This window comes from Telmatospirillum siberiense (assembly GCF_002845745.1).
Taxonomy (GTDB): Bacteria; Pseudomonadota; Alphaproteobacteria; order Rhodospirillales; family Magnetospirillaceae; genus Telmatospirillum; species Telmatospirillum siberiense.
The window spans coordinates 26,526-38,896 of record NZ_PIUM01000019.1 but is presented as its reverse complement, the minus strand read 5'-3'; the positions used below and the strand labels follow the sequence as shown (position 1 = coordinate 38,896).

Here is a 12,371-nt window from a genome sequence, read left to right as displayed (position 1 = left end):
GGTGGTTCATCAAAAGCTGGAGCGTACCGGAACGATCAAGAGGACGAACTCCATCCGGCCAATCGCCAATTGTCCACATGTCCTAGTGCATTGAATTATTTGAATGAATCAATGCGCTAGCCGCGCCGCCGGAACCAATCGGCGGTCGCCTGCAAGCCGGTTTCCATCGGCACCGGGGCCGTCCAGCCGAAGCGGCCGCGGAAGGCCCGGTCGTCGATTTGCAGCGAGCCGATCACCCGTTCGACGGCGCCCCGCCGGCCGAACAGTCCGCCCAGGGCCAGGAGGAGACGGGGGGCCACCGGCAGCAGCCGGGCCGGCCGATGAAGCGCCCGGGCGATCTCCCGAATCAGTTCCGCAGTCGAAACGTCTTCCCCGTCTTTCAGCAGAAAGGTTTCGCATTGCCCCGCCGGCTCGCGTAACGCCACGGCGACGGCATCGGCCAGATTGTCCACGCCGATCAGGCTTTGGCGGTTGTGGAGCGCGCCCAAGGGCAGGGGCCAACCGCGCGCCACCGCCTTCATCAGGCTCAGAAAATTGCCGCCGACACCGGGGCCGTAGACCAGCGGCGGGCGCAGGATGGTGGTACGCATGGCCGTTTCCGTAGCCATTTGTTGCAGTCCCTGCTCGGCTTCCCATTTGCTGACGTCGAAGGGGCGGACGGGGGCGGGATCGTCATCCTCGCGGAAGGGTTGCCCACCGGTTCGCTCGCCATTGACCCGGATGCTGCTCATGAACAGGAAACGCCGTACCCCGAGATGGGCCGAGGCGCGGGCCAGGCACAAGGTACCATCCCGGTTGGTGCGCCGGTACTCGGCCAGCGGATCGTTCGTGTGTTCCTTCAGCACGTGAACCCGGGCGGCCAGATGAACCACCGCGTCGACTCCGGCCAGGGTCTCGGTCCAGACGGTCTGCGGGCCGATGGCGTCGATGAGGCGTGGGATCACGCCATCGGGCAGTGTCGCCTCGCGCCGGATCACGCCCAGGACCTGCCAGCCTTCCCTTTGCAGGCGCCGGCAGACGGCGGCACCGACGAAACCGTTGGCGCCGGTGACCAGCACCTTCACCGAAGGATGCCTTGTCCAAGCCGGGAAAGATGGCGCAGCAGGAACCAGACATCGATGGCGGCGACCAGCAGGGCGGCGATGGGATGGCTTTCCGACAGCCAGGCCAGCGCCACGAGGACGACATTGGCGATCAGGATCAGCCGGGCGACGCGGGCGTGGCTGGCGCCGCCCTGCACGGCTTGCTGATAGAAATGCTGCCGATGGGCCTGGAACACCGGCTCGCCGCGCCGCGCCCGCCGGACCAGGGTCAGGGTTGCGTCGGTCAGATAGTAGGCGGGCAGGATCAGCGCGGCCGCCCAATGACCGTGCGCCGCCGCCGACAGGAGAAGCCAGCCCAGCAGGTAACCGATCGGCACGCTGCCGCAGTCGCCGAGAAAAATCTTCGCCGGATGCCAGTTCCAAAACAAAAAGCCCAGGGCGGCGCCCAGGATCGCGACGGCCAGGGGGCCATCGGGGCCGCCGTTCCCGCTCAACAGGGCGAGACCGGCCAGTCCGAAACCGATGGAAGCGGCTTCGACGCCGCTGATGCCGTCGATGCCATCCATGAAATTGAACAGATTAATGAACCAGACCCAGGCGCCCAGCGCCACCAGCCGGTCGGCCCAGAAGGGCAGCCATCCCTGGCAGAACGACAAATCGGCGGGCCAGGCCGCCAATCCGATGCCGGCCGCCAGAATATGCACGGCGAGTCGCAGGCGGGCGGACAGTCCGCCCTTGTCGTCCATCCAGGAAACCCCCAGCAGAACGATGGCCGCGGCGATCGCCGGCCATACCGGTCCGGTCCCCTCGGCGGGGACGCCCCTGCAGGCCACCACCAGCCAGACCAGCAGAACGACCGACGAGACGGCAAGTCCGCCGCCGCGCGGGGTCGGCCGGCTGTGACTGGAGCGTTCGTTGGGAAGATCGAGAATTTGCCGCTTTTGCAACCAGGCCAGGACGAGCCGGGTGGCGGCGATGGTTCCCAGCGATGAGATCAGGAGGCAGGCGAGAAGCGTGACCATTCTGATCGGACTCCTTTCCTCACAGGGGCTTCAAGGCTCGATACAACTCCAGATGCGGGGCGATCACCTGCCGGCTGGAGAATTCCTGTTCGGCCCGTTCCCGGGCGCGGCGGCCCAGTCGGGCCCTGAGATGCGGATCATTGGCCAGGCGCTCCAGGGCGTCGGCCAGCGGAGGAGCCTCGCGGACCGGCACCAGAAGACCGTTGTCGTCGTTGCGCACCAGTTCGTTGCATCCCGGCACATCGGTGGCCACCATCGGCCGCCCGCAGGCGCTGGCTTCCAGAAGCGCCTTGGGCAAACCCTCGCGGTAGGACGGCAGGACGGCGATATGCGCCTGGCGCCAAACCTCGCGCACATCGTCCTTGAACCCCCACCATTCGACCAGTCCTTCGGCGACCCAGCGGCGCACTTCCTCCTCGGCGATGGTGCGGGGATTGGCAGGGTCGGGTTTGCCGACCAGGGCGATGCGCAAATTCACGCCACGCGCCTTCAAAAGCCGCGCGGCTTCGACCAACTCGCCGATGCCCTTGTCCCACAGCAGACGGGAAACCGCCGCCGCCAATGGCGGTCCTGGAGGTTCCGGAAACGGAATGAATTTTTCGACATCGATGCCGGCGCCGCGGATAAGATGGACCCGGGCCGGCTCGACCAGAGCGTCGAAGAAAGCCTTGTCATAGGCGTTCTGGACGATGACGTGACGGTTGGCCCCGCCAAACAGGAAGCGGAAGGCGGCAATGAACAGCGGCCGCAGAAGACCGGCGACGCCGCCCCGGTTGATGAAGACGTAACCGAGGCCCGAGACGGCGTTGATCAGGCGGTCTACGCCGGTCAGGCGGGCCGCCAGCGAGCCGAACACCGCCGGTTTCAAGGCCACGTTGTGCAGAATATCGGGTCTGACCCGGCGCAACAGGCCGACCAGAACGGCGATTTCGCGCAAGGGATTGCCGATTCCCCGATCGAGATTGACTTCGTGCAGGACGAAACCGGCAGCCCGAATGGCGGCCTCGTGCTGGCTGATGCGCGTCGCCACATGGATTTCGAATCCGGCCTTCTGCGCCGCCTTGGCCAGATCCATCCGATGGCTGCAGAAATACCAGTCCTCGGTGACGAGGAACAGCAGGCGCGGAGGGCTCATGTGGGATCCTGACAGGCGACGACGCGGAGGCTGCCGCGCCAGGGTAGATTGAACCGGCCGCTGATTTCGATGATATGCAGTGGTTCGGTGACGCCGAAGCCGTTCCAGCGGCAGCCGTCCGAGATGCTCACCGGCTGATCGGCGATCAGCCGGAAACGCTGGCCGCCCCCTTCCAGACGGACGGTCTGGGGATCCTCGCGGCGCACCGTCAACGGGGTGAGGAAGCGGCGGGTCACCAGGGCGCGTCCGGTGCCGTTCAGCATCTCGTCGATGCCGAAGCCATCGCCGAGGAAATGCCAGCGCCGGCTTCCCTCCCTGAGACCGTTGCCCCCGCCCAGCTTGCCGAAGGTGAAGCTGGCGCCGTCGAATTCGGCCCGCAAGGAGGGAGCCGTTCCAACGATCTCGCGGCGGAAGGCCTCGCTGTAATCCGGATGATCGAGCGGATAGGGATCGCGGCCATTCAACTGAAGACCGCCGTGCGCCGCCGCGTGACGGCTGAGGCGGCCTCCATTGATGGCGCCCGTTCGTCCCCCGCCCGGATCGACGAAAACCGGAACACCGCCGAAATGAAGCTCGCAGGATCCCGCGTCCTGGTGGCCATGACCGTCGAAGGCCGGCCAGCCGCCGATGGCGCTGTGCCACAGCCCGCTCCACGGACCCAAATCCAGGCGCAACCAACCGTCGGCCCGCAGGGCTTCGAGATCGGCCAGCAGGCAATCGTCGCGCAATTCGCCGAGACGCGCCCGTTCGTTGGCGGGAAGACGGCCGGTCCAACCCTGATCCATGGGGGCGTTCCGCAGCAATCCCTTGAGCCATCCGACCGGCAGGTCTTCGACGACGTCGCCGATGAAGGGCAGGCCTCCCGGCAGGGTCAAGGGCGGCACGACCGCCATTGCCCGTCGCAAGACAGCCTCCAACGGCGCCGCTTGCGGCCGGTCATGGCGGATGGCGGCGAGCCAGGCGTCGGCCAACTCCTGGCAAAGACGCAGGTGATAATGGGTTGAATCGACATTGGCCACGCCGGAGGGCAGCATCAGCCGTTCGCTTTCGGCGAGCAGGGCGGTAAAGCCGAACTCCGCGGTTGCCGGCATGGCGAGTTCGAGGCCGAGGCGGATCAGGGCCTGCGCCCGGCGGGTCAAGGCCATGGCCGTCGCGGAGGTCTCGGCGAAGCTTGCCAGCAGGGCATGGGCGTGGCCCGTCAAGGCGGCCAGGGTGCGGTCCCTGGGACCGGGCAGGCCATGCCGGCGGATCATGTCGAGCAGGGCGAGCGAGCGTTCGGCGACGACGTCCGCATTCCAGGCCTGGGCCGGATGCCCCCCCGCGCCGTAGCGGTCGAGCCATGCCGGCCACAATGTGGCCAGCGCCGTTCCGTCGGTATCCTGGGCGGTCCAGGCGAATCCGTGAAAAGCCTTCGTCGTGGCGGGATCGTTCCAGTGGCGGTCGACCAGGCCATCGGGTTTGCCGGGAACCACCCTCAGGGCGTCACCGCCCGGCAGGGTCAGCAGGACCGTCGTCGGCTTGGCGGGAGTCAAATCGGACAGCTCCGTGCGTCCCGGAGCCTCCGCGGCGGGAATAGCGTTCCGATAGGCCGGAACGGATGTTTCCGGCGCGACCGGCCAACGGTTTCTTACGCGGCCCAGCAGCCAGCGCCGTTGCACGGGATCGGCCAGGGCTTGAATCCCTGCCAGCAATCCCCCCCTCATCATTGCCATTCGTTCGTTCGGTCCCTGCAAAATACCATCAATCCGGGCGGTACATTAGCCCGAGCGATCAGGATAAGGAACCGTCAAGTCGCCCGCATCGGGAATCACCGCGCCCCGCGATCGCCCGGGGAGGGGAGACGTTTGGCCCGGAATGAAGCCTCTGCGGGCCGGCAAAAGCCTCTGGTCTTTCCAAGATACCCCATGTATAGCCGCCCGGAGACAAATCGGGGGCCCAGTGTGACGAAGCAAACTATCGACACCCCGGAGGGTGCCGGGATCAGCCGTCTCGCCGAGGGGGTTCTTTTCCTGGCGCCGCTGCTGTCTTTGCAAAAAGCGTTGGTGATGGCGCCGCTGCTTTCCCTGCTCTCGATCATCCTGCTGTTCGGAATGGCCCGGGCGCCGTCGCGGTGGGCTCCGATGGGGGCCGCGTTCAGGTCGCAATGGCCGCTGACCGGCCTCTTCGCGGCCTTGGCCTTGTGGATCCTCGCCGCCTGTTTCTGGTCCTTCGACGCCTTGTTCAGCCTGAGAAGCCTGGCCATGCTGATCGGCACCACCGTCGGCGGATGGGTGCTGACGGTCCTGTTCGCCGAACTGCCGCCCGCCCGTCAGGCCCGGATGGTCGAAGCTCTGGCCGCCGGCTTGGTTTTAGCCGGCTTGGTTTTGCTGACACTGGGGGTAATCGAGCGCCTGTGCCGGATCGACATCGGTCGTCTGTTTTTGAATATGGACGCGGCGACCACCGTGATCGCCGTGCTGCTATGGCCCACCCTGGCCTGGCTGGTCCGCGGCGGTCGCCGCCCGGTCGCCCTCGTCTTGTTCCTGGTCTCGCTGGGTGGCGTCGGCCTCGCCCATGATCTTGCGGCCAAGGTCGCCCTGGCCGGTGCCGGGGTGACATGGCTGCTCGCCCGGTGGCGCCCGGGCGCGGTTTTCGGCGCGATCATGGTGTTCAGCGTCGCCGGCTGCCTGCTGGCGCCTCTGGCCGCCCTGCATCTGCCGCCGTCCCAGGAAAGCGCGGAATGGGAATGGTTGCCGTCCTCGGCCCATCACCGTCTGACCATCTGGTCCTTCACCGCCCGCCATGTCGCGGAACATCCTCTGTTCGGCTGGGGTTTTGACGGCGCCCGGGCTATTCCGGACGGAAAGACGCGTCTTCCGGTGGCCCGTTTCAAGGGATGCCCGGGTCATGGCGTTCCGGTCGAGATTCCCGGACTGTCCCGGCCGGCACCCGCGGATTGTGTGATTTGGGAAGAGCAGTTACCTCTGCATCCGCATGACGGCTGGTTGCAGATCTGGTTGGAACTGGGCGCCGTCGGGGCGGGACTGACGGCGTTTCTGCTGTGGCGGATCCTGGATCGGCTTCGCCGGCGGAAGGCGGAACCGATCGCCCGGGCGGCGACGGCGGCGGCTCTCGTCGCCGGGCTGGTGGTCAGTTCGGTCTCGTTCGGCATCTGGCAGAGCTGGTGGCTGTCGACCCTCTGGGGCGCCGCGGCTTTGACGGCGCCGCTTCTGGCGCCGGCAAAGCCGAAATAACAAGCGGGGCAGGCGCCGCCTTGGAAATCTGGGAATGCTGGTCTAATGTCTGCGCCCATGCGGAATTTACAAATCAATCGTAGTGCGGTCGCCTTTGCCCATGACATCGTCATGGCGGCGTTGTCCTTCCTTCTGTCCCTGTGGCTGCGCATGGGTGGCAGCCTCGGTTTGACCTGGGACGCCGACCGTCTGGCCATTGCCACCGGCTTGTTCGTTCTGGTGGCGGCACCGGTCTTCATGTCCCAGCGGATGTATCGCGGCATCTGGCGCTTCGCTTCGGTCGACGACCTGATCACCATCGTCCGGGCGGCGACCCTGACCATCCTGATCTTCCTGCCGGTGATGTTTCTGCTCACCCGCCTCAACGATCTGCCGCGCTCCACCCTGCTGATCAATTGGTTCGCCCTGCTGGTATTGCTGGGCGGCCCCCGTTTCACCTACCGCCTTTTCAAGGACCGCCGGCTCGGCGGTTTCAATCGGGATGGCGATCAACGGCGCATTCCGGTGCTGGTGGTCGGCGCCGGGAACGGCGCCGATCTGTTTCTGCGCGCCACCATGGGGCGCGACGCCCAGTATCGGGTGATCGGCTTGCTTTCGGAAAACCGGGGCCGGGTCGGACGGGGCATACACGGCGTGGAGGTGCTGGGCACGTTGGACCAGATGGAAGAGGTCGTGGCGGCGCTGAAGCAGAAGGACATGGCCCCGGAACGCCTGATTCTTTCCGAAGACGGTCTCAATGGAGGCTTGGTCCGCCAGTTGTTCGACCGGGCCGACGCGCTTGGCATGACGCTCGCCCGCCTGCCGCGGCTGACCGATCTCAAGGACGGTCTGGCCGATAAGCTGGAATTGCGGCCGGTGGCCGTCGAGGATCTTCTCGGTCGGCCCCAGACGGTGCTCGACCGCGGCGCCATGCACGATCTGATCAAGGGACGCCGGGTGCTGGTGACCGGCGCCGGCGGCAGTATCGGCAGCGAACTGGTCCGCCAGATCGCCGATTGCGCACCGGCGGCGATCAGTCTGGTCGAGGCTTGCGAATTCGCCCTTTACACCATCGACCGCGAGCTGTCCGAGCGTTTTCCCGGATTGCCGCGCCGGGCGCTGATCGCCGACGTCCGGGATCGCTTGCGCATCGATCAGGTGCTGGCCGAGGAGGGGCCCGAGCTGGTCTTCCACGCCGCCGCCCTCAAGCATGTGCCGCTGGTCGAGGCCAATCCGCAGGAGGGATGCCTGACCAACGCGGTGGGCACCCGGATCGTCGCCGATTCCTGTCTGGCCCACGGCGTGGCGCTGATGGTGCTGATTTCCACCGACAAGGCGGTCAACCCGACCAATGTGATGGGGGCGGCCAAGCGCATGGCCGAAACCTATTGCCAGGCCCTGGATTGCGAAACGGGGGAAATCCATCCGGGTAAGGCGCGCACGCGGTTCGTGACCGTTCGTTTCGGAAACGTATTGGGGTCCACCGGTTCGGTGGTGCCGCTGTTTCAACATCAACTCGCGGCGGGCGGCCCGATTACCGTGACCGATCCCGAGATGACCCGCTATTTCATGACCATCCGCGAGGCGGTGGAGCTGGTGCTGCAGACCTCCGCCCTGGGTTATGCCCATCCGCAGCGATATCAGGGGCGCATCTTCGTCCTCGACATGGGCGAACCGGTGAAGATTCTGCATCTGGCCCGCCAGATGATCCGGCTTGCCGGCCGGCGCCCCGACATCGACGTGAAGATCGTCTTCACCGGCCTGCGTCCCGGCGAGAAACTGTTCGAGGAGTTGTTTCACGGGGCCGAGGCGCCGGTTCCCACCGAACGGGACGGCATCCTGGTGGCGACGGTGCGCGCCACGGATTTCGCGCCGGTCGCCGCCGCCTTGGACGAGTTGGAGGCGGCTTGCCGCGGGCGCGACCACGCCGCGATGATGGGGGTGATCCATCGTCTGGTGCCCGAATACCGTCTCCCGTCATCCGAAGGGCAGCCGGCGACCGTCTGACGGGCCGAGCTTGCGATTTCCCTTGAAAGTCTCTGCCCGACGGGGTCCGTTCGTGCTATAGAGCCGCGCAAAACCGCATCGCCAACCTTCATTTGCAGCCAGGGGGCATTCACCCATGGACGAACCCGTCATTCGCCGGGCCCTGATCTCCGTTTCCGATAAGACAGGCCTGATCGACTTTGCCAAATTCCTCGTCGCGCGAGGCGTCGAATTGCTGTCCACCGGCGGTTCGGCCAAGGCATTGCGCGACGCCGGCCTTCCCGTCATCGAGGTTTCGGACCATACGGGCTTTCCTGAAATGCTCGATGGCCGGGTCAAGACCCTGCATCCCAAGATCCATGGCGGAATTCTCGGTATCCGCGGCAACGCCAGCCATGAGGCGGCGATGGCCGCCCACGGTATCGCTCCCATCGATCTGGTGGTGGTCAATCTCTATCCCTTCGAAGCGACGGTGGCTAAGGGTGCTCCCTTCGAGGACTGCATCGAAAATATCGACATCGGCGGGCCGGCCCTGATCCGCGCCGCCGCCAAAAATCACGATCACGTCGCCGTCGTGGTCGACGTCGCCGACTATCAGGCGGTGCGCGACGAAATGACCGAGACCGGCGGGGCGACCACCAAGGCGCTGCGCCGCCGTCTGGCCGCCACCGCTTACGCCCGCACCGGGGCCTATGACGCGGCTATTTCCGGTTGGTTCGCCGGACAGTTGGGGGATGCCTTCCCGCGTCGCATCGCCGTCGGCGCCGAACTGAAGCAGAGCCTGCGCTACGGCGAGAACCCGCATCAGGCGGCGGCGCTCTACGTCACCGGGGCCGTCAGGCCGGGGGTCGCCAGCGCCCACCAGCTTCAGGGCAAGGAATTGTCCTTCAACAATATCAACGATACCGACGCCGCCTTCGAACTTGTCGCCGAATTCGACGTGCCGGCCGTGGCCATCATCAAGCATGCCAATCCCTGCGGCGTCGCCACCGGCGAGAGCATGCTCGACGCCTATGCCAAGGCCCTGTCCTGCGATCCGGTCAGCGCCTTCGGCGGCATCATCGCGCTCAACCGGCCCCTCGACGGGCCGACGGCGGCGGAGATCGCCAAGCTGTTCACCGAAGTGGTGATCGCTCCCGAGGCCGACGAGGCCGCCCGGGCCGCCTTCGCGGCGAAGAAGAACCTGCGTCTGCTGGTGACCGGCGGCTTGCCCGACCCGGCCGAAAAGGCGATGACGTTGCGCTCGATCGCCGGCGGTTACCTGCTGCAAAGCCGCGATTCGGGCCGTGTCGCCATGGCCGATCTCAAGGTCGTCACCAAGCGTCAGCCGACGGAGCAGGAACTGGCCGATCTGCTGTTCGCCTTCCGCGTCTGCAAGCATGTGAAATCGAACGCCATCGTCTATGCCAAGAAGGGCGTCACGGTGGGGATCGGCGCCGGCCAGATGAGCCGCGTCGATTCCTCGCGCATCGCCGCGTGGAAATCCCGCGAGGCCGCCGAAAAGGCCGGCTTGACCCAGCCGGAGACGGTCGGTTCGGTGGTCGCCTCCGACGCCTTCTTCCCCTTTGCCGACGGACTGCTGGCCGCCGCCGAGGCGGGGGCGACGGCGGTCATCCAGCCGGGTGGCTCGATGCGCGACGCCGAGGTGATCGCCGCCGCCGACCAGGCGGGCCTGGCCATGGTCTTCACCGGCATGCGGCATTTCCGGCATTAACCGTCTCACCCGCCGGCCCGGGGCGTTTCTCGTCCCCGGCCGGCGGGGCCTTCAGGGGCTCCTCCTGCGGCCGCGGTTTATCGGATGCGACCTGGCCGGCGGGTCCGGTCACCACATCGAAATCGAACATCGTTCAAGACCTCCTCGTTGCGGGGAGACCGCCCGGTCCGTGCGGCGTTCGAATGATGGATGAGAGCCAAAAAAACGAAAGCCGCCTTGCTTTGGGGCGGCTCCGGTTCATTCGCGTGTTGATGCAGAAACGACCCTATGCCGCCAGAAGATACCGGCGGTACGAAAATCGTGCGGTGATGGGGCGAGGTATCTGCATAACGGCCGAAGAATAGATCCACGGGACGGATCGAGGCAAGGACATTGCCGGGATCGATCAGGGCAGGCGGGGTCCCCCGCTTGCCCTGTCTTAATTTTGTGCCCCTCACGCGTCGGGCAGCGGACATCCGTCCGCCCAATCAACCGAAATCGGCGAATTTCACCAGCGCCAGACTGAACAGCGCGATGAACAGCCAGGATGTCGCTCCCAGCAGGAATGGGCGGAATCCTTTCGCCTTCAGTTTCCGGATGTCGGTTTCCAGACCCATGGCGGCAAGGGCGACGGAGAGCAGGAATGACGTCAATTGGACCAGCCATTCCTTCGGTTGAGCCGGAATGGTGATGATACTGTTGAGCCCGACCAGGACGACGAAGCCCAGCACGAACCAGGGCATCGGCGCTTTTTTGCGGGAATGCCCTTGGGTCTGCGATATCCGGCGCCGGGCGCTCCACAGCCCCAGCGCGATGACCATCGGGGCCAGCAGCATGACCCGGCTCAATTTGGCGATGGTGCCGAATTCCCCCGCCTGCTGTCCGTCCTGGAAGGTGGCGGCGACCACCTGGGCGATCTCATGGATCGAAGCGCCGGCCCACAGGCCATAGGCATGGGGGTCGAGGTGCAGTGCCCCCGTCAGCGTCGGATAGAGAAACATCGATATCGAGCCGAAGACGGTCACGCAGGCCACCGCATAGGTAACATCCTCGTCGGGGGCCTCGGTTACCGTGTTGGTGGCGACGATCGCCGAGGCACCGCAAATCGAGGTTCCGGCGGCGATCAGTTCGACGAGTTTGCGCTCGACGCCGAGAAGCCGGCCGAACCATTGGGTGAAGAGAAACGTGGCGGCCAGGGTGGCGACGATGACGCCGATGCCCAGCGCCCCCACTTCGGCGACCTGAGCCGCGGTAAGCTGGAGGCCCAGCAGAATGATGGCCAGACGCAGGATCCGCCGCAGGCTGAAGGTGATTCCCGCCTTGGCCCGGCGCGGGGTTCCGATGATGTTGTGGAAACCCATGCCGATGATGATCGCCAGGATCATCGGACTGAAGGTGGCCACGCCGGGAAGCCGGCGAAGCGCGAAAGCCAGGCCGGCGATCAGCCCGGTCAGCAGAAGCCCCGGCCACAGGGAATTCTCATGGAGGGAATGGTTGCGCAGGGTGCGGGAGGGGACGCCCGTCGCCGAAGCGGCTGATGCGGCTTCGATGGATGTCATGATGAATGACCTTTCGTGAAGGATGCCGCATCATTTGCCCCCGGAGGGATCGATCGGTCCAACTCATTATATTGGTCGAATTGATCTATATTATTTATTGATTAAAGGAGGGATCAGGATGACGGGCATGGTCTGGGACGAGCGCTTCATGGGCGAGGAATACGTCTACGGAACGGAGCCGAACGTCTTTCTGACCGAGCAGGCGCCGCACCTGGTTTCCGGCGCGAGAGTTCTGGTTCCCGGCGATGGCGAAGGGCGTAACGGGGTGTGGCTTGCCGGCCGGGGAATGCGCGTGCTCTCGGTGGATGGCTCCACCGTGGGTCTGGCCAAGGCGCGGAATTTGGCCGCCAGCCGGGGGCTGGTCATCGAGACCGAAGTCGCCGATCTCGGTTCATGGGAGTGGCCGGTGGGAAAGGCCGATGCCGTGGCATCGCTGTTTCTGCATTTGCCGACGGCCGTTCGTCCGCAAATCCACGCCAAAATGATCGGGGCCTTGCGGCCCGGCGGTCTCCTTATCCTGGAGGCATTCCGTCCAGCGCAACTCGCCTATGCGAGCGGCGGACCGAAGGATCTGGACCTGCTTTACGCGGCGGATCAGTTAAGGTCGGACTTTCAGGCGATGGACATGCTTCTGCTTGAGGAGGTCCTGACCGAGTTGGACGAGGGGGCGCTGCATCGCGGGCCGGCCGCCACCGTTCGCATGGTGGCGCGCAAACCCTGA

General features: G+C 65.7%; 9 protein-coding genes. 4 read left to right on the top strand and 5 right to left on the bottom strand.

Translation table 11 applies throughout. The annotated features are described in order from the left end of the window. Positions 1-116 precede the first annotated feature (116 nt). The 4 genes from CWS72_RS15855 to CWS72_RS15840 are packed head-to-tail and all read right to left on the bottom strand — an operon-like array spanning position 117 to position 4,912. Positions 117-1,064 carry an NAD-dependent epimerase/dehydratase family protein gene (locus tag CWS72_RS15855; protein WP_101251604.1) on the bottom strand — a complete coding sequence of 316 codons (948 nt, stop codon included), beginning with the start codon at positions 1,062-1,064 and terminating at the stop codon, positions 117-119. After that, complete coding sequence (locus CWS72_RS15850; protein WP_101251603.1) at positions 1,061-2,065, bottom strand: MraY family glycosyltransferase; 1,005 nt, start codon at positions 2,063-2,065, stop codon at positions 1,061-1,063. The genes CWS72_RS15855 and CWS72_RS15850 overlap by 4 nt, the downstream gene beginning before the upstream one ends. A 19-nt stretch (positions 2,066-2,084) precedes the next feature. After that, the gene (locus tag CWS72_RS15845) at positions 2,085-3,200 is read right to left on the bottom strand and encodes a glycosyltransferase family 4 protein (protein ID WP_101251602.1); all 1,116 of its coding nucleotides are present in this window, start codon (positions 3,198-3,200) and stop codon (positions 2,085-2,087) included. Next, a complete protein-coding gene (locus CWS72_RS15840; protein WP_101251601.1) occupies positions 3,197-4,912 on the bottom strand; it encodes a heparinase II/III domain-containing protein in 1,716 nt (571 codons plus the stop codon). Before CWS72_RS15840 ends, CWS72_RS15845 begins: the two co-directional genes overlap by 4 nt. A gap of 228 nt (positions 4,913-5,140) precedes the next feature. Here CWS72_RS15840 and CWS72_RS15835 point away from each other — a divergent pair, with 228 nt between their 5' ends. The 3 genes from CWS72_RS15835 to purH all read left to right on the top strand — a co-directional run bounded on the left by CWS72_RS15835 (position 5,141) and on the right by purH (position 10,112). Continuing rightward, on the top strand, positions 5,141-6,433 hold the full coding sequence (locus tag CWS72_RS15835) for an O-antigen ligase family protein (RefSeq protein ID WP_146002775.1): 1,293 nt from the start codon (positions 5,141-5,143) through the stop codon (positions 6,431-6,433). Positions 6,434-6,490: 57 nt separating this feature from the next. Continuing rightward, a complete protein-coding gene (locus tag CWS72_RS15830) occupies positions 6,491-8,419 on the top strand; it encodes a polysaccharide biosynthesis protein (RefSeq protein ID WP_101251599.1) in 1,929 nt (642 codons plus the stop codon). A gap of 115 nt (positions 8,420-8,534) precedes the next feature. Further along, complete coding sequence (purH, locus tag CWS72_RS15825; protein ID WP_101251598.1) at positions 8,535-10,112, top strand: bifunctional phosphoribosylaminoimidazolecarboxamide formyltransferase/IMP cyclohydrolase; 1,578 nt, start codon at positions 8,535-8,537, stop codon at positions 10,110-10,112. Between the two features lie 467 nt (positions 10,113-10,579). Here the strand turns inward: purH and CWS72_RS15820 are convergent, their stop codons facing one another. Beyond that, positions 10,580-11,650, bottom strand: coding sequence for a YeiH family protein (locus CWS72_RS15820; protein WP_101251597.1), 1,071 nt, complete (start codon positions 11,648-11,650; stop codon positions 10,580-10,582). Between the two features lie 118 nt (positions 11,651-11,768). Here CWS72_RS15820 and CWS72_RS15815 point away from each other — a divergent pair, with 118 nt between their 5' ends. Then, positions 11,769-12,371 (top strand): SAM-dependent methyltransferase, encoded by a 603-nt coding sequence (locus CWS72_RS15815; protein WP_241911754.1) that lies wholly within the window; start codon positions 11,769-11,771, stop codon positions 12,369-12,371.